This window comes from Bacillus sp. FSL M8-0063 (assembly GCF_038005545.1).
Lineage (GTDB): Bacteria > Bacillota > Bacilli > Bacillales > Bacillaceae_G > Bacillus_A > Bacillus_A wiedmannii.
On the sequence record NZ_JBBOTJ010000001.1, the window covers coordinates 828,983 to 850,180 of the forward strand.

The 21,198-nt window shown below is 36.5% G+C and carries 21 protein-coding genes; 12 read left to right on the forward strand and 9 right to left on the reverse strand.

Annotation, left to right across the window (positions count from 1 at the left end; all coding sequences use genetic code 11):
• The first annotated feature begins 6 nt into the window (after window positions 1-6).
• Together MKX31_RS04195 and MKX31_RS04200 are read left to right on the forward strand one after the other, a co-directional pair.
• Entirely contained in the window at window positions 7-1,050 is a 1,044-nt protein-coding gene (locus MKX31_RS04195) for an ABC transporter ATP-binding protein (protein ID WP_000854348.1), read from the forward strand.
• The gene (locus MKX31_RS04200) at window positions 1,043-1,978 is read left to right on the forward strand and encodes an ABC transporter ATP-binding protein (RefSeq protein ID WP_064476815.1); all 936 of its coding nucleotides are present in this window, start codon (window positions 1,043-1,045) and stop codon (window positions 1,976-1,978) included. Before MKX31_RS04195 ends, MKX31_RS04200 begins: the two co-directional genes overlap by 8 nt.
• A gap of 146 nt (window positions 1,979-2,124) precedes the next feature.
• Here the strand turns inward: MKX31_RS04200 and MKX31_RS04205 are convergent, their stop codons facing one another.
• On the reverse strand, window positions 2,125-3,519 hold the full coding sequence (locus MKX31_RS04205; protein ID WP_098103598.1) for an MATE family efflux transporter: 1,395 nt from the start codon (window positions 3,517-3,519) through the stop codon (window positions 2,125-2,127).
• A 400-nt stretch (window positions 3,520-3,919) separates the two neighbouring features.
• On the opposite strand from MKX31_RS04205, the gene MKX31_RS04210 reads away from it, so the two are divergent.
• Window positions 3,920-5,566, forward strand: coding sequence for a peptide ABC transporter substrate-binding protein (locus tag MKX31_RS04210; protein ID WP_088048326.1), 1,647 nt, complete (start codon window positions 3,920-3,922; stop codon window positions 5,564-5,566).
• A gap of 28 nt (window positions 5,567-5,594) precedes the next feature.
• Here the strand turns inward: MKX31_RS04210 and MKX31_RS04215 are convergent, their stop codons facing one another.
• Entirely contained in the window at window positions 5,595-5,798 is a 204-nt protein-coding gene (locus tag MKX31_RS04215; protein ID WP_000559978.1) for a hypothetical protein, read from the reverse strand.
• A 598-nt stretch (window positions 5,799-6,396) separates the two neighbouring features.
• Between MKX31_RS04215 and spx the strand changes: the two genes are divergently transcribed.
• On the forward strand, window positions 6,397-6,792 hold the full coding sequence (gene spx, locus MKX31_RS04220) for a transcriptional regulator Spx (RefSeq protein WP_000258267.1): 396 nt from the start codon (window positions 6,397-6,399) through the stop codon (window positions 6,790-6,792).
• Between the two features lie 49 nt (window positions 6,793-6,841).
• Here spx and MKX31_RS04225 read toward each other — a convergent pair whose 3' ends face one another.
• Window positions 6,842-7,516 (reverse strand): TerC family protein, encoded by a 675-nt coding sequence (locus MKX31_RS04225; protein ID WP_000362605.1) that lies wholly within the window; start codon window positions 7,514-7,516, stop codon window positions 6,842-6,844.
• Window positions 7,517-7,856: 340 nt separating this feature from the next.
• Between MKX31_RS04225 and mecA the strand changes: the two genes are divergently transcribed.
• The 4 genes from mecA to pepF all read left to right on the forward strand — a co-directional run bounded on the left by mecA (window position 7,857) and on the right by pepF (window position 13,360).
• On the forward strand, window positions 7,857-8,540 hold the full coding sequence (gene mecA, locus MKX31_RS04230; protein ID WP_000350712.1) for an adaptor protein MecA: 684 nt from the start codon (window positions 7,857-7,859) through the stop codon (window positions 8,538-8,540).
• A 72-nt stretch (window positions 8,541-8,612) separates the two neighbouring features.
• Entirely contained in the window at window positions 8,613-10,157 is a 1,545-nt protein-coding gene (locus tag MKX31_RS04235; RefSeq protein WP_000799207.1) for a cardiolipin synthase, read from the forward strand.
• 80 nt (window positions 10,158-10,237) lie between these two features.
• Complete coding sequence (locus MKX31_RS04240; RefSeq protein ID WP_340980103.1) at window positions 10,238-11,482, forward strand: competence protein CoiA; 1,245 nt, start codon at window positions 10,238-10,240, stop codon at window positions 11,480-11,482.
• 51 nt (window positions 11,483-11,533) lie between these two features.
• Window positions 11,534-13,360: an oligoendopeptidase F gene (pepF, locus tag MKX31_RS04245; RefSeq protein ID WP_258125616.1), complete on the forward strand. Its 1,827-nt coding sequence runs from the start codon at window positions 11,534-11,536 to the stop codon at window positions 13,358-13,360.
• A 128-nt stretch (window positions 13,361-13,488) separates the two neighbouring features.
• Here pepF and MKX31_RS04250 read toward each other — a convergent pair whose 3' ends face one another.
• The 4 genes from MKX31_RS04250 to MKX31_RS04265 form a co-directional block, all read right to left on the reverse strand.
• Window positions 13,489-13,662, reverse strand: coding sequence for a hypothetical protein (locus tag MKX31_RS04250; protein WP_046957017.1), 174 nt, complete (start codon window positions 13,660-13,662; stop codon window positions 13,489-13,491).
• Between the two features lie 230 nt (window positions 13,663-13,892).
• Entirely contained in the window at window positions 13,893-14,786 is an 894-nt protein-coding gene (locus tag MKX31_RS04255) for a ClpXP adapter SpxH family protein (RefSeq protein WP_064476810.1), read from the reverse strand.
• Window positions 14,786-15,184, reverse strand: a complete 399-nt coding sequence (locus tag MKX31_RS04260) for a globin domain-containing protein (RefSeq protein WP_000043382.1) — start codon at window positions 15,182-15,184, stop codon at window positions 14,786-14,788. Before MKX31_RS04260 ends, MKX31_RS04255 begins: the two co-directional genes overlap by 1 nt.
• Window positions 15,185-15,364: 180 nt before the next feature.
• On the reverse strand, window positions 15,365-15,943 hold the full coding sequence (locus tag MKX31_RS04265; protein ID WP_064476809.1) for a CYTH domain-containing protein: 579 nt from the start codon (window positions 15,941-15,943) through the stop codon (window positions 15,365-15,367).
• Window positions 15,944-16,089: 146 nt separating this feature from the next.
• On the opposite strand from MKX31_RS04265, the gene MKX31_RS04270 reads away from it, so the two are divergent.
• Genes MKX31_RS04270 through MKX31_RS04285 form a run of 4 tightly spaced genes read left to right on the forward strand, consistent with a single transcriptional unit; the run spans window position 16,090 to window position 18,855 of the window.
• Window positions 16,090-16,461: a UPF0738 family protein gene (locus tag MKX31_RS04270; protein WP_001179996.1), complete on the forward strand. Its 372-nt coding sequence runs from the start codon at window positions 16,090-16,092 to the stop codon at window positions 16,459-16,461.
• Window positions 16,462-16,491: 30 nt separating this feature from the next.
• The gene (locus MKX31_RS04275; protein WP_262787153.1) at window positions 16,492-17,130 is read left to right on the forward strand and encodes a GTP pyrophosphokinase; all 639 of its coding nucleotides are present in this window, start codon (window positions 16,492-16,494) and stop codon (window positions 17,128-17,130) included.
• Window positions 17,131-17,148: 18 nt separating this feature from the next.
• Window positions 17,149-17,946, forward strand: a complete 798-nt coding sequence (locus MKX31_RS04280) for an NAD kinase (RefSeq protein ID WP_000673190.1) — start codon at window positions 17,149-17,151, stop codon at window positions 17,944-17,946.
• A 15-nt stretch (window positions 17,947-17,961) separates the two neighbouring features.
• Entirely contained in the window at window positions 17,962-18,855 is an 894-nt protein-coding gene (locus MKX31_RS04285; RefSeq protein ID WP_088048327.1) for an RluA family pseudouridine synthase, read from the forward strand.
• A 48-nt stretch (window positions 18,856-18,903) separates the two neighbouring features.
• On the opposite strand, the gene MKX31_RS04290 is transcribed toward MKX31_RS04285, so the two are convergent.
• Both MKX31_RS04290 and prpE read right to left on the reverse strand, forming a co-directional pair.
• Window positions 18,904-20,292 (reverse strand): peptidase G2 autoproteolytic cleavage domain-containing protein, encoded by a 1,389-nt coding sequence (locus MKX31_RS04290; protein ID WP_064476806.1) that lies wholly within the window; start codon window positions 20,290-20,292, stop codon window positions 18,904-18,906.
• A gap of 155 nt (window positions 20,293-20,447) precedes the next feature.
• A complete protein-coding gene (gene prpE / locus MKX31_RS04295; protein WP_064476805.1) occupies window positions 20,448-21,188 on the reverse strand; it encodes a bis(5'-nucleosyl)-tetraphosphatase PrpE in 741 nt (246 codons plus the stop codon).
• Between the last annotated feature and the right edge of the window lie 10 nt (window positions 21,189-21,198).

The window sequence follows — 21,198 nt, forward strand, 5'->3', positions numbered from 1 at the left end:
GTAAAAATGAAAACATTGCTAGAGGTAAAAGATTTGCAAGTCTCCTTTGATACACATGCAGGTGAAGTACAAGCTGTACGCGGTGTTACTTTTGATTTGAAAAAAGGAGAAACATTAGCGATTGTAGGAGAATCTGGTTCTGGTAAATCAGTTACTTCTAAAGCGTTAATGGGATTAATTCCGAATCCTCCAGGACGTATTAAAAACGGTGAAATCGTATTTGAAGGTCGTGACTTAACGAAATTAACAGAAAAAGAAATGCAACAAGTGCGCGGGAAAGATATCGCGATGATTTTCCAAGATCCAATGACATCATTAAACCCAACGATGACAATTGGAAATCAAATTATGGAAGGCCTTATTAAACACCAAGGGATGAGTAAAGCAGATGCACGTAAAGTTGCGTTAGAATTAATCGACCTTGTAGGTATTCCAAATCCAGAAGCGCGCTTAAAACAATATCCTCACCAATTCTCAGGTGGTATGAGACAGCGTGTAGTTATTGCGATGGCGTTAGCTTGTAACCCAAAATTATTAATTGCCGATGAGCCGACAACAGCGCTAGACGTTACAATTCAGGCGCAAATTTTAGAGCTTATGAAAGACATTCAGCAAAAAACAGAAGCGGCAATCATTTTCATTACGCATGACTTAGGTGTAGTGGCAAACGTTGCGGACCGCGTAGCAGTTATGTACGCTGGTAAAGTTGTTGAAATTGGAACGGTTGATGAAATTTTCTACAATCCAAAACATCCGTACACTTGGGGCTTAATCGCATCTATGCCAAGTTTAGATGGTTCAGAAGAAGAGTTATATGCAATCCCTGGAACGCCTCCAGATTTATTAAAGCCGCCAAAGGGAGATGCTTTTGCACCACGTAACCCACAGGCACTGAAAATTGATTTTGAAATGGACCCACCTTTATTTAAAGTAAGTGATACACACTATGCGGCAACTTGGTTACTTCACGAGCAAGCTCCAGAAGTAAGACCGCCGGCAGTTGTTGAAAAACGCATTCTTCAAATGAAAGCAGGTGAACAACATGACTAAACAACGTGAGAAATTAATTGAAGTAAAAAATGTAAAGCAGCACTTCGACGTGAGTGGTGGTGTTGTCAAAGCGGTTAATGATATTTCATTTGATATTTATCGCGGAGAAACATTTGGTCTTGTAGGAGAATCAGGTTGTGGTAAATCAACAACTGGAAGAACGATTATTCGTTTATATGATGCAACTGCTGGTGAAGTGTTGTTCGATGGTGAAAATGTACATGGTAAAAAATCTCGCGCAGAGCTGAAGAAGTTCAACCGTAAAATGCAAATGATTTTCCAAGATCCATATGCATCATTAAACCCTCGTATGACAGTAGGGGATATTATTGCAGAAGGTATTGATATTCACGGACTAGCAAAAGGCAAAAAAGAGCGTATGGACCGTGTTCATGAATTATTAAACACAGTTGGTTTAAATAAAGAGCACGCAAACCGTTTCCCGCATGAATTCTCAGGTGGACAACGTCAACGTATCGGTATTGCTCGTGCACTTGCTGTAGAACCTGAATTTATCATTGCCGATGAGCCAATCTCAGCACTTGACGTATCAATCCAGGCGCAAGTTGTAAACTTACTGAAAAAGTTACAAAAGGAAAAAGGTTTAACATACTTATTCATTGCCCATGATTTATCAATGGTAAAATACATTAGTGATCGCATCGGCGTAATGTACCGTGGTCAAATCGTTGAGCTAACAACAAGTGAAGAGTTATATGCGAATCCAATTCATCCATATACGAAATCACTATTATCAGCAATTCCGCTTCCAGATCCAGATTATGAGCGCAATCGTAAACGTATCGTATACGATCCATCACAACATGATTATGGTAGTGAAGCACCAACAATGCGTGAAATTCGCCCAGGACATTTCGTATTATGTTCTGAAGCAGAGTATAAGAAATATAAAGAGATTTATCAATAATAAAAAAGCCAATCTTCCGTTACGGAAGATTGGCTTTTTTTCTACTATATAATAGATTTGTCAACATTTCTTGGTAAGTCGATATATTTAAAGAATCGCAGATATAAGTTTCCTTTACCAATGAATACACCTTAATTAAAGGAGTATTACTGTGCCTGAACAGAAACACTCTCCTCTTGTTCTGCAGGTTTAACGAGTGCATAACGTTCCCACGCTCTACTTTTCCAGCGGAAGAACATAATGATGGCACGTGTCCATTCATCGATAGCAATCGCTAGCCAAATACCAACGAGCCCCATATCTAAATGGAAGGCGAAAAAGTAACCGAGTGGCAAACTCATTAATACCATAGAGAATGCACCGATTAAAACAGGGTACTTTGCATCACCAGCTGCACGAAGTGAATTGATGATGACAATGTTCATTGTACGCCCTGTTTCTAGTAGGACACTTAGTAAAAGAACTGACGCACCTAATGTAATAATGTGCGGATTATCTGTAAATAGCCCCATTAATTGTGTGCGGAATGTAATAACGAGAGCGACCATACATAAAGTGACGCCAATAGCCCATTTCACACTTTTCCATACGCGTTCATACGCTTCATCTTTTTCGCCACCGCCAACGAGGCGTCCGATAATAATGGCTGTTCCCATACCGATCGCAATAGCAAATAAATAAGTGAACATAGAAATGTTCGTAGCGTATTGTCTAGCCGCTAATGATTCCGTTCCTAAGTATGTTGCATAGTATAAGAAGACAATTTGGCAAGCTTGATACATAACCTGCTCAAATGCAGATGGAATCCCGATCTTTAAAATTTTCCCGATGTATTCTTTAGATAAGGTGAAGTAATATTGTAATTTCACACGGTATTCCATAACGCGGTATAGTAACCAGAAGAAAACGATAAGTGCGATTAATCTGCTGACAGCAGAAGAAATGGCAGCCCCTTGTACACCGAGCTCTGGGAAACCAAATTTCCCAAAAATGAGTACGTAGTTTCCAGCGATATGAATAATATTCATTCCAAGTGAAATAAACATCGCTTGCTTTGTGAAGCCATGTACGCGGATAATTGCGGCTAATGAATTAATAATAGCTTGAAGGAAAATAGCGCCTCCGACGATGGATAAATAGCCTTGCGCATACATGAGTACATCGCCTTGTAAGTTCATTGCCATCATCATATGTTTTGAAAATAATAGAAAACCAGCGCTTATAATGAGTCCGACCACTAAATTTAATGTGACGGCTAAAGCTGATATTTTTGATGCTTCCATAAAACGTTTGGAACCGAGGTATTGAGATACGACGATAGCTGCGCCGTTCCCGATGACTTCAAGTACCAAAATAGCGATATGGAGGTATTGATTCGCTGCACCAACCCCGGATACAGCATCGTCTGATAATGCACTTAACATGAAAGTATCAGCGATCCCCATTAACATAAATAGAAAAACTTCTAGAAAAATAGGCCATGTTAATAAGAATAAACTTAATTTCTCTGTCGGCCCGTTTTTTGCTTGAATTGCTGTCATGTCCCGTCCCCTCTTTACCGATATCTATTTTTAGCAAAGTGTATCGTAACATACTTTCTTATCCTTTGCACTCATTTTAACCTACATATCTTTAATATGAAGGTAGCGCTATTTTATGATAAAAAGAGGGGGATAATTTAAAGTATTATAAGATATAAATTATATTTTTCTCTGATAATTTAGAAAAATATAAAAATAGTTATTTTTAACACTTAAGTAAGGAAAAACGGCAATATGAAACGTTTACAAAGGTTTATTTTTTAACAGAAAATTTTAATGAAATAGAAATATAAATATACAAAAAATATATTTGTGTGTATAATATGAATTATTAGAACATATATATATTTCTTTTTGTTTGAAAATGAAAGGGCTAACATTTTTTGTGGAGGGTGGAAGTATGAAAAAAAAGATGCCAGTTTTTGTAGTATCAACAGTAGCGATGAGCATGATGTTAGGGGCATGTAGCTACCAAAAAGATGAGCCGCAAGCGAACGCAAAAGGGGATAGCGGGAAAAGCGGTGCAAAGCAAGTTATTAACTTAATTGAAACACAAGAAATTCCAACGATGGATCCAGCGTTATCAGCTGATGCAGTTTCTTCAAGAGTAATGACTAATACGATGGAAGGCTTATACAGTTTAGGAAAAGATGATAAGCTAGTTCCTGGTGTAGCGAAGGAATTCCAAAAGTCAGAAGACGGTAAAAAATATACATTTAAATTACGTGAAGACGCAAAATGGTCAAATGGTGAACCTGTGACGGCGAAGGATTTCGTATACGCATGGCAAAGAGCGATTAACCCAGATACAGCTGCGAAATCAGCGTACATTATGTATGATATAAAAAATGCAGAGAAAATTAATAAAAAAGAGATGAGTCCAGATCAATTAGGCGTAAAAGCGATTGATGATCATACATTAGAAGTGGAATTAGACAATTCAATTCCATACCTTGTAGATTTAATGGTATATCCAATCTTCTATCCTGTGAATGAAAAGTTTGTGAAAGAGCAAGGTACGAAGTTTGGTTTGGAAGCGAATACAACACTTTATAACGGGCCATTTACATTAAGTGATTGGCAACATGAACGTAGCTTTAAAATGACAAAGAGCGCGTCATATTGGGACAATAAAGAAGTGAAGATTGAGGAAGTAAACTTTAATATTGTAAAAGATACGTCTACGCCAATTAATTTATATGAAACAAACGCAGTCGATCGAGCGACGTTATTAGCAGAGTTCATCGATAAATATAAAGGAAAACCAGATTTCCAAACAGTAGAAGATACATCTGTATTCTTCCTTCGTTTAAATCAAAAAGACCCAGCTTTAGCAAATAAAAATATTCGTAAAGCAATTTCACTTGCTTTTGAACGTAAGCCGTTCGTTGATACATTATTAAATAACGGTTCTAAGCCAGCAACAGGATTAATTCCTGATAACTTCATTAAAGGGCCAGATAAGAAAGACTTCCGTGCTGTAAATGGAGATATTGTAAAACCAAACGTGAAAGAAGCGAAGAAATATTGGGAAGCTGGTAAAAAAGAGCTTGGTAAAAATGAAATCGAATTAGAGTTATTAAATGAAGATGTTGAATTATCGAAGAAAACAGGTGAATATTTAAAAGGTGAATTAGAAAAGAATTTACCAGGTTTAACAGTGAAAATTAAACAACAACCATTTGCGCAAAAACTAAAACTAGAAGATGCGGGCGATTATGTGATGTCATTCTCTGGATGGAGTGCAGACTTCCCAGATCCAGTTACATACCTTGATATGTTCGTAACGGACGGATCACAAAATAAAATGAAATACTCTAATCCGAAATATGATGAAATTATCATGAAAGCCAAGAAAGATGGAAGTGATGTAAATGCTCGTTGGAAAAACTTACTGGAAGCAGAGAAAATGTTACTTGATGATGCTGCGATTGTTCCAGTATATCAACGTGGTAGAGCATACTTACAAAGAGAATCAATTAAAAATATGTACAACCATAAATATGGCGGCGATTTAAGCTTTAAATGGGCGTCAGTAGAGAAATAAGAAAAAAGCAGGTGATTACCTGCTTTTTTTAATACGTACGTTTCTTATAAATACCTTTCCCGCCAACTTGGTTCCAGCCGGATTGTACATCCAAACTTTTATTAACAAACTTCATCTTTTCTTTTCCGCCAAAGAGTTTTTCACCAATGCTATTTGTAATGACACCAATCAATGCTGTGATTCCGATGATGAGGGCAGCAACAGTGACAAAATCAATAAAAAAAGCAATCATTTGAAAATTCCCCCTTTGCCTGTCTGTCTGTATGTTTATTGTATGAGATAAAAGATAAAAAAGAAAGAAATGTCAGAAAAATAATTGATTTATTTTAGAAATCGTATAGACATGGATGAGGATGTTTGTTAAAATAAGAACAAGTGTTCCTTTTGATTCTCACTTGTATAGTCTTACATTTCTTAATTGATTTATCAAGAAAAGGTAAGAAAACGTTCTCTTTTTCATAGAGAAGATTATGGGGAAATAACTGTATATCACATGAAAAATCTATGACAAGCCAGTATTAAGATGGTTGAAGGTTATTGTTCAAGTACAGCTGAAGTTAGTGTAATTATGTTACATAGCAGTGGAATACACGGATGAGTTTTCTCAATTAGAAGGAAATTTACTGTATATTTCTTGCAAAATCTATTGTATAATGATTATAGAAGTTACTTATTAAAAGTAATTGTTGTTTGCTAAAAGTTGTTGCTTACATGAAATGCGATTTTTTGCACTTTGTTATAAGACAAGGTATCGTAAAAAATTGCTGAATTTAGAAATTTAAACTGTAATTAGTACAGAATTTGTACTCTTTAAGGAGAGTGAGCTTTGTATGGTAACATTATATAGTTCTCCAAGCTGTACGTCTTGTAGAAAGGCGAAATTATGGCTAGAGGAAAATCATATTCCTTATACAGAACGTAATATTTTCTCAGATCCATTAACGATTGAGGAAATTAAAGAGATTTTACGTATGACAGAAAGCGGAACGGATGAGATTATTTCTACTCGTTCAAAAGTTTTCCAAGAATTAAATGTAAATTTAGAGTCTTTACCACTTCAAGATTTATATAAGATGATTCGTGACTATCCAGGGATTTTACGTCGTCCAATTATGATTGACGAGAAACGCCTTCAAGTAGGTTACAATGAAGACGAAATTCGCCGTTTCTTACCACGTACAGTAAGAACGTTCCAATTACGTGAAGCACAGCGTCTTGTAAATTAATTATAATAATATGAAAACCTTCTACCTATTATATAGTAGAAGGTTTTTTTTAATGTTTCACGTTTCGTAATCGAACTTGTTGCACGATAATACCGATGCATAGAACAGTGAAAATGAATAAGAAAGGCATGCTTGTGGTGAAATTTGGATTATTATGAAAGAACGTTGCAAGCCTGTCTTCATGTGTAACCATTTTTCCTGCTGTATAGGCGAGAATCGCTGCTCCGCAATAAATGAGGAATGGAAAGCGTTCCATAAGTATTAAAATAAGTTTGCTACCCCAAATAATAATCGGGATAGAAATGAGTAAGCCGATTATTACGAGTAAAAATCTTCCGTGAGCTGCACCTGCAATGGCAATAACGTTGTCAAACCCCATAACGAGATCCGCGAATACAATTGTACGCACAGCTTGAAATAAAGTTGTTTTCCCCTGAATAGCAGAAAGATCGTTGCTATTATCAGTTAGTAAATTCACTGCAATTAATGTAAGTAAAACGCCCCCGATAAGTTGTAGAAATGGAATGTCGAGTAAATAGACAGCTAGTATAGTAAGGATAATTCTTAGTACGATTGCTAAAAGAGTACCAATCAAAATGGCTTTATTTCGTTTCGATTCAGGTAAATTTCGGCTAGCTAGTGCGATGACGATTGCGTTGTCACCACCTAATACAACATCGATACCGACAATCATTAGTACAGATGTTAAAAACTCTAAGTCCATTCGTCTGCCTCCATTTATGAAGTTTTAATAAGCGAACTGTATGTATGTGGTGAAGAGAGACTAAATAATCTTCTCTAATAAAAGTTTCACTTTATTACAGTGTACGGGGGAGGGTGGAAATGTATGTCCAAATTTTTCATAAGTGAGAAATCGCTATAATGATATATTTGTGTAGGTGGTCGAATGAAGATAGGCATATAACTATTTTTGTAAAATAAATCGATTTTATTTCCATTCTGGAGAATCTTATCATAAAATGAGAGTACAAGAATCTATTGATTTGTCATATGAGTGGGGAATCCCTTCATAACAATTCTAAGCAGGAAGGGAGAGTTGTATTTTGGATATTGAAAGAATTAATGACCATACGATGAAATTTTTTATTACGTACATTGATATAGAGGATAGAGGGTTTAATCGTGAAGAAATTTGGTATGACCGCGAACGAAGTGAAGAGCTCTTTTGGGAGATGATGGACGAAGCTCGTGATCATGATGATTTCTTTATTGATGGACCGTTATGGATTCAAGTGCAAGCAGTCGATAAAGGGATTGAAGTACTTGTAACGAAAGCAGAGCTTTCAAAGGATGGACAAAAGCTAGAACTACCAATAGGTGTAGATAAAATTATAGACATTCCTCTAGATGAAGGCATTGAATCATTATTCCAGCAAGAATTAGTGGAAGAGGTAGAAGAACAAGCAGGAACAAACTTTAACGAAGATGGTACGTTTGGCTTTTTAATTAAGTTTAATGATTTTGAAGATGTCATTTCATTAAGCCACCGTCTTATCTTTGAAGATATAAAAGATGAGCTGTATTCATTTGAGAACCGCTATTATGTATATGTGGAATTCGATGAAGTGCTACATGATGAAGAAGAAATTGATCGTATTTTAAGTATTGTTTTAGAATACGGAGAAGAATCAACTTTAACAATTCATCGTGTAAGTGAGTATGGGAAACAAATTGTGAAAGAGCGTGCGCTTGAAACAATTCGCAATAATTTTCCTGCTAAAACGTAGGCCGATTTCTGTAGTATGAAATCGGCTTTTTATATGAAGAATAGGAAAGCTTTCTTAGTAAGGAGGTAAGAGATGAAAAATACATTAAAGTTGATTTTCTTTGTTCTACTATTGTTCGCATTATTTGTTTCGTTACGTATGTTTATTGATGTAGCATTTTATTCGGATGTAATTGGGATAAAAGATGTTTCGATTTTAGGTATTATTAGTATTTTATTTACGGTGTCTGCATTTTTAATTGGCTGCGTTATTTTCTTAGAGAACCGTCATCCGTCTAAAACACTTACATGGCTCATTGTGTTAGGTATTTTTCCGGTATTTGGATTCTTCGCTTATTTATTATTTGGACAGAACTTTCGGAGGAAGAGAATGTTCCAAAAGAAGGCGTTGCTCGATGAACAAGCATTTTTACAATATAAGGGGCATGAAGATTACGAAGAACGGATTTTGCGCAATCATAAGCATCAAGAGCTGTTATTTCGTTTAGCGGACCGCTTAGGCGCTTTAAATATTTCATTTCAAACTGAAACGAGAACATTAACAAATGGAGATGAAACGTTTCAGGCCATTTTAGATGGATTAAAACGAGCGAAACACCACATTCATATGGAATATTACATTGTGCGTGATGATAAGCTTGGAACAGAAATTAAAGATATTTTAATACAGAAATCAAAAGAAGGTGTTGTCGTTCGTTTTTTATATGATGCGGTTGGAAGTTTTAGATTATCGAATTCATATATTGAAGAATTGAATGATGCAGGAGTAGAAATGATTCCGTTTTTCCCTGTGCGCTTTCCGATTTTAAACGATAAGATTAATTATCGAAACCACCGGAAAATCGTTATTATTGATGGAAACGAAGGGTTTGTCGGTGGATTAAATATTGGTGATGAATATTTAGGAAAGGATAAATATTTCGGTTTTTGGCGAGACACGCATTTATATTTGCGTGGTGAAGCTGTTCAAAGCTTGCAACTTATTTTCCTTCAAGATTGGTTTTATATGACTGGTGAGGCTGTGCTGGCCCCTGAATATTTACAAGCGAAAGCAGTTGAGGGTGATCATTGGGGAGGCGTACAGCTCGTTGCAGGTGGACCAGATAATAAATGGGAAACAATTAAACATTTATACTTTGCCATGATTGCTTCTGCGCGGAAATCCATTTGGATTGCGACGCCGTATTTCATTCCGGATGATGATATTTTATCCGCATTAAAGGTAGCGGCACTTGCTGGTATTGATGTCCGTTTGTTAATGCCAAGTAAGCCTGATAAGCGCACCGTCTTTTACGCATCGAGATCGTACTTCCCAGAGCTTTTAGATGCAGGGGTAAAGATATATGAATACGAAAAAGGTTTTCTCCATAGTAAAGTTGTCATTGTGGATTCTGATTTAGCTTCAATTGGGACTGCTAATATGGATATGAGAAGTTTTCATTTGAACTTTGAAGTAAATGCCTTTTTATATGATACAGACAGCATTCGAAAACTTGTTCAAGATTATAAAGAGGATATAGAAGAATCAAGTGAAATTCATGTCGATCGTTTTCATAAAAGGCGTCTTCATAGACGAATTGTTGAATCGACGTATCGATTATTATCACCTTTATTATAAAAAGAGATGTCCGAAATTGGGACATCTCTTTTTTAAAAGGAATTTGTAATAAATTGTAGAATATAAGGAGCTGAAAGGGTGTGATTCCGATGTTTATCGCCAAAAGAGAAAACGGAGAAAAAATTCATCTACTCTATCATCATGATGAAGAGCTTTTACATCGTATGCGTAAAATGGAAAGTTTCTTTTGCATAGCTTGCGGGAAGGAAGTGCAAATGAAATTAGGGAAACAAAAAAGTTGGCATTTTGCTCATAAGAAAATGGACGCGTGTCTTGCCTTTTATGCAGCAGAATCTATGTATCATATGCACGGTAAAGAATTGTTATATAGGTGGTTCAAACGTCAAAACTTTCCTGTGTATATAGAGCACTATCTTCCGGAAATTCAGCAACGACCAGATATTTTCATAGAGAGAGCAGGGAGAACAATTGCGATTGAATATCAATGCGCTAATCTCTCTATAGAGCAGCTGTACAAACGAACCTATTCGTATTGGCGAGCTGGTATACAGGTCATTTGGATCATTGGTGGAAATCAATTGAAAAGGCAATCAGCATATTGGATGAAATTCTCCTCACTTATGGCTTTCTCCTTACAATCTTATCCTCAGCCATTTCTTATTTTCTTCTGTTCGAAACAAAAATTATTTATGAAATGCGCGTTTCTCACTTCATTTTCTACAAGCGTCTCTTTCTCACATATTATCTACTTACCAACTGAAACGACTACTTTTGAAATGCTCTTTTCTCCCGTCTCTTTCCGAAAAAAAACATTAGGTGAGGAATGGAAAAAGCGAAAGAGCTATTTTCGGCAAAATGCGCTGCCGATTTGGAATTACAATCATAAGTCACTATTACGCCTCTTATATCAATGTAAATGTACCCCAGCAAATTTTCCTTCTGAAATCGGTGTGCCACTCCCGTCCTCATTTGCTTTTCAAACAAATCCATTTATATGGCAAGCTTTTCTATATATAAAGTGTATAGGTGAGCTTGCGGTAGGGGATTGTATTTCCCTTCAATATGTATGTAGTTATGTGAAAACGTATGTGAAAAGGCGCATGCTCCCGTACTTTTCACGGCATATATGGAAAGTAGCAGTTGCTGAATATATGACATTTTTATGTTATACAGGTGTATTGCAGAAAGTAGGGACTTATAAGTACCGGAAAAAAAGAGAGGTAGTTATGTTAAAAACAGAGGAGGAAGTTATGAAATATGATGAAATTTGCTTAGCGTATGCCTTATCTTTATTTGAGGCAAAGTACAACATGAGAGAAGGAAAAGGGGATATAATAAAGACTGATCGTGAAGGAATTACATAAGAAAAAATCGAATTGTATGTAAGTAGAGATATTTAAAGGAGGGCTTAAAGGATGTCTGAACAAAACACAGTAAAAACATTACCAGATCGCAAAGAAATTGAAGAATCAAGTACGTGGCGATTAGAAGATATTTTCCAAACAGATGCAGAATGGGAAAAAGAATTCCAAGCTATTAAAGAGCTATTACCGAAGTTAACTGAATTTAAAGGGAAACTTGGTGACTCTGCGAACAATTTACTTGAAGCATTGCAATATGAAGACGAAATTTCAATGCGATTAGGTAAGCTATATACATATGCACATATGCGTTACGATCAAGATACAACAAACTCTGTGTATCAAGCGTTAAATGACCGCGCAACAAATTTATATTCACAAGTATCTAGTAGCACAGCATATATTGTGCCTGAAATTTTATCGATTTCAGAAGATACACTGCAAACATTCTTGACAGAAAATAGAGACTTAAGTGTATATGAACATGCATTAGAAGAAATTACGCGTCAACGCCCGCACGTATTATCTGAAGCGGAAGAGGCTCTATTAGCAGAAGCATCTGAAGTAATGAGTGCGTCAAGTAATACATTTGGTATGTTGAATAATGCGGATTTGAAATTCCCATCTATTAAAGGTGAGGATGGAGAAGAAGTGGAAATTACACATGGTCGTTACATTCAGTTTTTAGAAAGTGATGATCGTCGTGTGCGCGAAGATGCATTCAAAGCTGTATATGAAACGTACGGAAAATATAAGAATACATTTGCAAGTACGTTAAGCGGAGCTGTGAAACGTAATAATTTCAATGCGCGTGTTCGTAAATACGATTCTGCACGTCAAGCGGCATTAAGTAATAATAATATTCCTGAAGCGGTATATGATCAACTTGTTGAATCTGTACATGATAATTTACACTTGCTACATCGTTACATTGATATTCGTAAGCGTGCACTAGGACTTGATGAGCTTCATATGTATGATTTATATACACCACTTGTACCAGAAGTGAAAATGAACGTGAAGTATGAAGAAGCACAAGACATGTTATTAAAGTCTTTAAATGTACTTGGTGATGAGTATGTTGACATTTTAAAAGAAGCATATGAAAATCGCTGGGTAGATGTGTATGAGAATAAAGGAAAGCGAAGCGGAGCATATTCATCTGGTGCATATGGAACAAATCCGTATATTTTAATGAACTGGCATGATAATGTAAATAATTTATATACACTTGCTCATGAGTTCGGTCATTCCGTGCATAGTTACTATACAAGAAAGACGCAGCCGCACGTATACGGTGATTATTCAATCTTCGTTGCGGAAGTAGCATCAACTTGTAATGAAGCACTTCTAAACGATTATTTATTAAAAACGACAGAAGATAAGAAAGAGCGTCTATACTTATTAAATCATTATTTAGAAGGATTCCGTGGTACTGTATTCCGTCAAACGATGTTCGCAGAGTTTGAGCATATTATTCATAAGAAAGTACAAGAAGGACATGCGGTTACGCCAGACATGTTAACGGAGATCTACTATGATTTAAATAAGAAATATTTCGGTGATGCTTTAGTAATCGATGAAGAAATTGGTTTAGAGTGGTCTCGTATTCCGCACTTCTACTACAACTATTACGTATACCAATACGCAACAGGATTTAGTGCAGCAACGGCTTTATCTAAACAAATTTTAGAAGAGGGGCAACCAGCAGTAGAACGTTACATTAATGAGTTCTTAAAAGCAGGAAGCTCAGATTATCCAATTGAAGTGCTGAAAAAAGCTGGAGTAGATATGGCATCTCCAGAACCGGTAAAAGAAGCGCTACAAGTATTTGAAGAGAAATTAAATGAATTAGAAGCATTATTATTTGAAGAGAAGTAATTGTAAAGACGAGGAATTTCCCTCGTCTTTTTTGTTTTAAATATTTTTGTCGATATTTGTCGAAAGAATAAGGTGAATTTCTTTCTTTTTTCTAAATTAGAAGGCAGTTTTACAGGTGATTTTTGTAGTTAAAACCCTTTAAATCGTTTTTTATGGTTGAAATAAGAGAGAGCGATGACAATGACTCCAAATAAAAGAGGGAAGGCAATAATTTTAGGAAAAGCTTGTAGTAGAGAGAGGATGTACAAGAAAAAAGAAACGATGACAGCTAGTAAGATAAGTAAAATATATGTTTTTTTCATACAGAACACCTCCAAAATAGCTTTTTTATAGCTTATTCAGAAATGAAAACGTTTAGAATGTGACAAAAGTGTGAAATTCGACAAAAGGGGTTGTCATCTGACGTCGAATCTTGTAATATAATAAGCGTGAACGAATTCACATACAAACATATACCCCTTTGTTTGAACGTGAAAATTTCTCCCATCCCCTTTAATATTTTTATAAGCCGTAAAGAAGAAGACCTGGTGTTTTACACCAGGTCTTCTTCTTTTGCTATCCATTTCCAATAACGCTCACATTTTACGTCAATCATTTGTACTTTTCGTTTCAGTTGTAATTTTTTCAGTTCACGCTCGATTTCTTGCTGCGAGCAGTCATATATAAATGCTACTTCTTTTGAAGATATAAATTGCGTTGCTTCTAGTAACACTTCTAAAGGTGGTAATGGTTCTGGCTCGATTTCACATTTTACAAGTTCTTTCAATAATTGTACGTATACGTCGTAGGAATATGTTCCAGCGATTTTAATACCTTCTTCATCTGAATTTGCATGAAAGAATACGAGAGAAGGTATTTCTGTAATATGCATCTCATTTGTAAATTTCAAGTCACATTGGAAAGCTTTTTTTGCGCTAGCGGAATGTAGGTCTTTTTTAAATTCTTCTACATCAATATCGCTATCTCTTGCACAGGCAAGTAATAATTCGCAGTCAGGGTTTGATACATTTTCAAGGAAAATGTATTCTTGGAGTTTTCGTAAAAACTTCGAACCTGCTTTTCGGCCCTGTAACTCCGCTGCCTTAATTGCCATCGAAACTAAATATGGTGTTGACGATGCTTCTTGCATATGTACCTTTCCATCACATGAAAAACCTTGTAAACTTGTTGTCTTTTCCCACACAAATCGAATATTAGCAGGTTTATTCCATTTGTGTGAGGAAGCGTTCGTTCCGTCCACTTTTCCTGTTACGATATGACGAATAGAGAAGTATTTCCCGTATTCAAGCCATAGTTTAATAATAAAGGGCTCAATTTCCCAGCAATCTTTACAAAGTGGATCAATAAATAAATATGCTTCTACAGACTTATGCTCACATGCGGAAGGAGATGGCATATTTATATGCTTTGCTTCCTGCTTATCCATTACACTTCACCTGTTTCGTTTGGAGTATTAACCATATGCTGAGCGGTTAACGCTAAACGTTCAAAAACGAACTCTCTTATATGACCGTGCACTCCTGTGTCATCCATTGCTTGCTCCATACATGATAGCCAAGCCTCTGCTCGTTTTGGAGTAATCTCAAACGGAAGATGGCGTGCTCTTAACATAGGATGACCATGTTCTTCAGTGTACAAATTAGGACCACCTAAATATTGCGTTAAAAATTGTTTCTGCTTCCTAGCGGTTTCTGTTAAATCATCCGGGAAGATGGGAGATAGGTCAGGGTGTTTACTGACATAGGAATAAAACGTGTCTACTAATATTGCAATGCATTGTTCACCGCCAATTGCTTCAAATGGTGTCATCGGTTGCTTGCTCATCCTTTATAAACTCCTTTTTCCATGAAATGTATATCTATTGTAGCAATGGAATGTTCTAGAGGGCAAATAAACAGCCTTCATAACGTTCTTTGCTTATTTTTCAAATGTAAAAGAATCTTTTCCTTTTAAAAAGTGAGATATATCCACTAGTAGAACGTATTCACTAGTGGAATTTTCACTTTAGCGTGCTTTGTTTTGTTTGGCAAGGAAAAAGCGTTTTACTTTATTATTTGTATGACGGATTGGTATGTCGTGCTGTTTTAATAAATGAATAAATGCAGCTTTTCCTGTTTCTTCATCTTGCACTTCAAATTCAATTTCATAATCATCGTGATTGTAATAGAAACTATGATCAAAGACAAGCGTTCCGCCTTCAAATAGTGTTTCGGCTCTTTCAGTTGTTAAACTACCCATATAAGTTAAAGTGGAAACAGGAATTTGTAATTTGTGTAGTTGATCCATTACAGTCCCTGGAATGATTACGTTTGTTTCCATCATCATTCTTGCTTCGTCTTCTGTTACGACTTGATGCGTTTCTAACAAGCCGACTTCTGCAGGTTGTTTCAATGTTAATGTATAAATTTCGCCTTTATGACGAATACGAAGTGCAGAGCCAGCTTCTTTTAATGAGAAGCCTGGTGTTTCAAAGTAATGATTCACCTGTTTCGTAAATACTTCAATAGAGAATGATTTACATAATGTATCGAATTCTTCTTCTGTCACAATATTTTTAAATTCAATTTCAATTTCTTGTGTCATTGTATGCGCGCTCCTTTTAAAAAATAATTCTTTACACATTATCGCTTTTTCATAAATTTGGTTCAATGTTTTATTTGTTTGCGTCCATGTTATGATACAATAATACTGTTAAGTAAGACAGGAAGTTGAGATGGAGGAGTTAGAGCATGCAAAATAAAATTCAAGTTAAGAGCGTAGAAAAGAGAGAGAATGCGCTTATTTTTTGTGCGGAAAATAATGAAATAGAGGTAAAGGAGTTAAGTGCGCGTAATCACGTACTTGTCGACTCAGACAATTTATCATTTTTATATATTTTAGAAAACGAATCATCTTTCATTTATGTAAGTATTCCGCACACATGCTGGGAAGCAATGCATGAAGCGATGAATAACGATATAGTAATGTTCGTTCGTGTGAATGACGTTGAAATGGAATTAGAAAATTTAAAAGAAGAAGTAGAATATTTAGTTGAAAATATTGAAGGTAATGCAAATTACGGAGAAGAACTAGTAACTGCTGTAGAAAAAGTATTTCTATAAGCAAATGGATTGATTTTGGTGGTGGTTGAAATGAAGCGAAATTGGGAAGAATTTTTAGCACCTTACCATCAAGCGGTGGCAGAGCTGAAAGTGAAACTAAAAGGAATGCGTACTCAATTTGCAATGTTAACAGAGCATTCTCCAATTGAGTTTGTAACAGGAAGGGTAAAGTCGGTTGCTAGTATTATTGATAAAGCGGAGAAAAGAAATGTACCGCTGAATCGGCTCAGAGAAGATATGCAAGACATCGCGGGCCTTCGAATGATGTGTCAATTTGTTGATGAGATTAAGCCTGTTGTAGAATATCTTCGAAAACGAAATGACTTTGAAATCGTGGAAGAACGTGATTATGTCACGCAAAAGAAAGATAGCGGCTATCGCTCTTATCACGTTGTCATTAGTTACCCCGTTCAAACGATTCAGGGAGAAAAAAAAGTATTGGTAGAAATCCAAATACGCACGTTAGCAATGAATTTTTGGGCAACAATTGAGCATTCTTTAAATTATAAATATAGTGGACGTTTTCCTGAAGATATTAAAATACGCTTGCAACGCGCAGCGGAAGCGGCGTTTTTATTAGATGAAGAAATGTCTTCTATTCGTCTTGAGATTCAAGAAGCGCAGAAAGCTTTTTCAAGAAAACAAGAAACGAAGGATTCCGAATCATAAACTAAAGGGTGTTGGGCGATGAAATTTACAATTATGTCAAAGGGAGATCAATCATCAGATACACTGGCAAGCACGATGAAAGAATACTTGCTAGATTTTGGATTTATAATGGATGAAAAGGAACCCGATATTGTAATTTCTGTTGGGGGAGATGGAACGCTTTTATACGCGTTTCATCGTTATTATAATCGATTGGATGAAACAGCATTTGTTGGTGTACATACAGGGCATTTAGGTTTCTATGCAGATTGGTTACCGACAGAAGTAGAGAAATTAGTAATTGCAATTGCTAAAACACCATTCCAAGTGGTGGAATATCCGCTTTTAGAAGTGATTATTCGCTATGTGAATGGGAGTAAAGAATCACAGTATTTGGCGATGAATGAAGCAACTGTAAAAAGTGCAGAAGGTACATTAGTAACAGAAGTAGAAATACGCGGAGAGTACTTTGAAACGTTCCGCGGAGATGGTCTTTGTATTTCTACTCCTTCGGGAAGTACTGCGTATAATAAGGCGCTTGGCGGAGCGATTATTCACCCTTCTATTGAAGCGATTCAAATTGCAGAAATGGCATCTATTAATAACCGTGTGTTTCGTACTGTAGGCTCGCCACTCGTATTGCCGAAGCATCATACATGTGTGTTGAAGCCGGCTGCAGGAATGAACTTACAAATTACGGTGGACCATTTAACGATGGTTCATCAAGATGTGAAATCAATCCAGTATCGCGTTGCAAACGAGAAAGTACGATTTGTTCGTTTCCGTCCATTCCCGTTCTGGAAACGAGTTCGTGACTCGTTTGTTGCAGATAAATAGAAAGGGTTTATATATTTGAACAGATTTACATTGAAATGGGATATAGAATCGGCTGAAGAGGGAACTTTAGTTAGAGAATTTTTAAAAACAAAAGGGATTTCTAAAGCCGCCTTAACGGATATAAAATTTCGCGGCGGAGCTATTGAAGTAAATAATCAACATGCGAGTGTTCGTCATCAGTTGCAAGCTGGTGAAGAATTACGTGTCTTTTTTCCAGTGGAAGAAAGAAGTGAAGGGATGATTAAAGAAGATATCCTTTTAAGTATTGTATATGAAGATGATGCGGTTCTTGTCATAAACAAAGAGGCGAACATGTCAACGATTCCGTCTAGAGAACATCCGGCAGGGAGTGTTGCGAATGCGCTCTTATCTTATTATGATAAGCAGCATCTTGCAAGTACGGTGCACATCGTAACAAGATTAGATCGTGATACTTCAGGGCTTATGCTTATTGCAAAAAATCGTTTCGTGCATCATCTTTTATCGAAACAGCATCAACAAAAAGCTGTGAAAAGAACATATGAAGCAATTGTTCACGGTGAGATGATAGAACGAGAAGGAACGATTGATGCACCGATTGGACGAAAATCGGATAGCATTATTGAGCGAACCGTTTGTGAAAATGGGCAAAGAGCAGTTACTCATTTTAGAATGATGGATAGCGCCAATCATAAGACACATGTATCACTTGAGCTTGAGACCGGAAGAACGCATCAAATTCGTGTACATATGGCTCATATAGGCCACCCGTTACTTGGTGATGATTTATATGGAGGACGAAGAGATGTGATAAAACGTCAAGCACTTCATAGTACATCTTTGACGTTTTATCATCCTATTTTAGAGAAGGAAATGTCTTTCACTACAACGATTCCAAGCGATATGGAAGAGGTATTAAGGCATACTTAAAAAGGGAACAAAATTCTTATGTAACGAAGAATTTTGTTCCCTTTTTTCTTAGCGGAATAATATTAAAATTTGATTTTCACCCGTGCGCTTTATAACGAAAAAGCCACTTTCGGATTTTGTAGCAATGCCATCGTTATTTGGACGACAATATCCATGCGTTTCGCAAGTGCCGTCATCGCGTACTAACATTTGTCCAATTAATCCGACAGGAAGCCACTCGGTACGATCTTTTCTTGCTATATATTTGCAAGTTGGATCCCATTCTGTATTTAAAAGAGGTTGTATGTCTTGCGATTCCGTACGTACATATTGGCGTTTTCCAAAGTTATCTGTTTTATAGCGTTTTTGCCAACTTAAAGCACCGCTATTTCCTATAAGGGCAGGGGTTGCACTAGATATTCCTAAAATGAATGAATCATTTGAAGTAGCGATCCGAATTTTTTCTTCGCTACTAAATGTAACGAAATAACCTACATCAATAAAATGATTGTCTGCTGTTTCAAACATTTGTGCAAAATCAGTTCCACTTGCATTGTAAGAAGCGCCATCAATATACATTTCCCCATTATGAGCAAGCCACTTTGCACCGATATTATGATCGGTTTCATTTGTGCCGTTTGCAATAAACCAAGAATAAGATTCTTCTGCTATGCCGAAGCGCCCCATAATATGGCTACCCGCAAAATGAGCTGTTGATGTATGATTACCTTCCGCATGAGAAGAGAATCCGTTAGCGATAGTCGCGGTTCCTTCTGCATGTGCTGCTTCGCCTAAAGCGATTGTATGTTTACCTTCTGCATGAGAATAAGAGCCACCTGCTGTCGTTTCACTTCCTTCACTATGGGAACTATGTCCAGTTGCTTTCGTTTTTGATCCTTCCGCATGAGAGAAAGAAGCTTTTGCGTGTGTAAGAAGCCCTTCTGAATGTGAAGCTGTACCCTCTGCATTAGAGTGAAGCCCCTCTGCATGTGCATACCGTCCGCCTTTTTTTACTTTTGTATTTTCAGGTGTAGGAGTTTGAATTATGATCGTTTTTTCTGTTTGTATATCATTGGATGGTGCTAATGCTTCTCTCATTTTTTTCACTTGATTTATAATAGCAGCTGGAATTTCTGATTCTGCTTTTTTATTAATTGCTACAGGGATGTCTTCTTCTGTATTTTTCTCTGTTTGCTCAGAAGGCACAATCTGTTCAGGGTGAGTAGAGAGAGGTTTATTTTTTTGCTGCATCTTTGTTTTTCTATTATCGATTATGCGGCTCATTACAGCATTTTCTAAAGAGACATATTTTGGTTTAGCTTTGTTTTTGGGGGAAGCCCCTTGTCCGTCCGGTTCTTCTAAAGCTGCAGCTCGAATGCTGCACCAGTTGTTAATTCCGTACATGGGTAGATAAAAAGGCGGGCATTTTCTTTTTTGTTTAGAAGATTTTTTCTTCATTCTGTCACCTCCTGCGACAGTATATGCCGTGTAATTAAAAAAAGATGCACTTTATTGCATCTTTTTTTAATTACTTTACCTAGTTTTTATAGGAGAACAGCCTAAATGATACGGTAATCCTCGTAATTTGTGAATGGTATCTGAAATAAGGATAGTCATGAAATTGGGCGAAATTTTTCAGGGACAAAAGACAGGGAGGAAGGGACGGACACGGTTTCCATCTCAGGGTAACGTAGTCCGGTTAGTTTGCCACCAAATACAGCGCCAGTGTCAATATTGACTGTATGATTTACGAAGCGAGGTTCTTTAACGGGTGTATGTCCATATACAATCCAAGCTTTTCCTTTATATTCTTTTGCCCAGTCGCGACGGACAGGAGAGCCGTCAGCATGTTTTTCTCCTGTAATATCGCCATATAATACAAAGGTTTGTACTTTTTTATCTTGTCTTCCTATGTAATCTTGCCGAATTCCAGCGTGACATACAATTAACCTTTTCTCATCGAGTACGTGATATAAAGGGGATTGCTCATAAAGTGTGATGAATTTTTCTTTTATAATGTTTTGTTTATGAGAAGGCAGTGCTTCATATTCGGCAACAGTTGTTTCGAGTCCATGAGCGATTGTCACATTACGCCCAAGGAAAAAACGGTATAGTTTATTACAGTGATTTCCCGGAGCGTAATAAGCTATTTTTTTATTTATGACAAGTTCCCATACAATTTCAATCATACGTAATGAATGAGGGCCGCGATCTGTAATATCACCAACAAATGCAAGCTTACGTTGGTCAGGGTGAAACGGCAGGTCACTATTCCAGTTGTATCCGAGTTTCGTCGTTAAATCTTGAAACTCTTGAAAGCATCCATGAATATCCCCTATAATGTCAAATTTCATATTTAAACCT

What these genes read in the sequence shown, in the direction of transcription:
- MKX31_RS04195 (WP_000854348.1), top strand. Translation starts at nt 7, where the DNA reads ATGAAAACATTGCTAGAGGTAAAAGATTTGCAAGTCTCCTTTGATACA.
- MKX31_RS04200 (WP_064476815.1), top strand. Translation starts at nt 1,043, where the DNA reads ATGACTAAACAACGTGAGAAATTAATTGAAGTAAAAAATGTAAAGCAG.
- MKX31_RS04205 (WP_098103598.1), bottom strand. Translation starts at nt 3,519, where the DNA reads ATGACAGCAATTCAAGCAAAAAACGGGCCGACAGAGAAATTAAGTTTA.
- MKX31_RS04210 (WP_088048326.1), top strand. Translation starts at nt 3,920, where the DNA reads ATGAAAAAAAAGATGCCAGTTTTTGTAGTATCAACAGTAGCGATGAGC.
- MKX31_RS04215 (WP_000559978.1), bottom strand. Translation starts at nt 5,798, where the DNA reads ATGATTGCTTTTTTTATTGATTTTGTCACTGTTGCTGCCCTCATCATC.
- spx (WP_000258267.1), top strand. Translation starts at nt 6,397, where the DNA reads ATGGTAACATTATATAGTTCTCCAAGCTGTACGTCTTGTAGAAAGGCG.
- MKX31_RS04225 (WP_000362605.1), bottom strand. Translation starts at nt 7,516, where the DNA reads ATGGACTTAGAGTTTTTAACATCTGTACTAATGATTGTCGGTATCGAT.
- MKX31_RS04235 (WP_000799207.1), top strand. Translation starts at nt 8,613, where the DNA reads ATGAAAAATACATTAAAGTTGATTTTCTTTGTTCTACTATTGTTCGCA.
- pepF (WP_258125616.1), top strand. Translation starts at nt 11,534, where the DNA reads ATGTCTGAACAAAACACAGTAAAAACATTACCAGATCGCAAAGAAATT.
- MKX31_RS04250 (WP_046957017.1), bottom strand. Translation starts at nt 13,662, where the DNA reads ATGAAAAAAACATATATTTTACTTATCTTACTAGCTGTCATCGTTTCT.
- MKX31_RS04255 (WP_064476810.1), bottom strand. Translation starts at nt 14,786, where the DNA reads ATGGATAAGCAGGAAGCAAAGCATATAAATATGCCATCTCCTTCCGCA.
- MKX31_RS04260 (WP_000043382.1), bottom strand. Translation starts at nt 15,184, where the DNA reads ATGAGCAAGCAACCGATGACACCATTTGAAGCAATTGGCGGTGAACAA.
- MKX31_RS04265 (WP_064476809.1), bottom strand. Translation starts at nt 15,943, where the DNA reads ATGACACAAGAAATTGAAATTGAATTTAAAAATATTGTGACAGAAGAA.
- MKX31_RS04270 (WP_001179996.1), top strand. Translation starts at nt 16,090, where the DNA reads ATGCAAAATAAAATTCAAGTTAAGAGCGTAGAAAAGAGAGAGAATGCG.
- MKX31_RS04275 (WP_262787153.1), top strand. Translation starts at nt 16,492, where the DNA reads ATGAAGCGAAATTGGGAAGAATTTTTAGCACCTTACCATCAAGCGGTG.
- MKX31_RS04280 (WP_000673190.1), top strand. Translation starts at nt 17,149, where the DNA reads ATGAAATTTACAATTATGTCAAAGGGAGATCAATCATCAGATACACTG.
- MKX31_RS04290 (WP_064476806.1), bottom strand. Translation starts at nt 20,292, where the DNA reads ATGAAGAAAAAATCTTCTAAACAAAAAAGAAAATGCCCGCCTTTTTAT.
- prpE (WP_064476805.1), bottom strand. Translation starts at nt 21,188, where the DNA reads ATGAAATTTGACATTATAGGGGATATTCATGGATGCTTTCAAGAGTTT.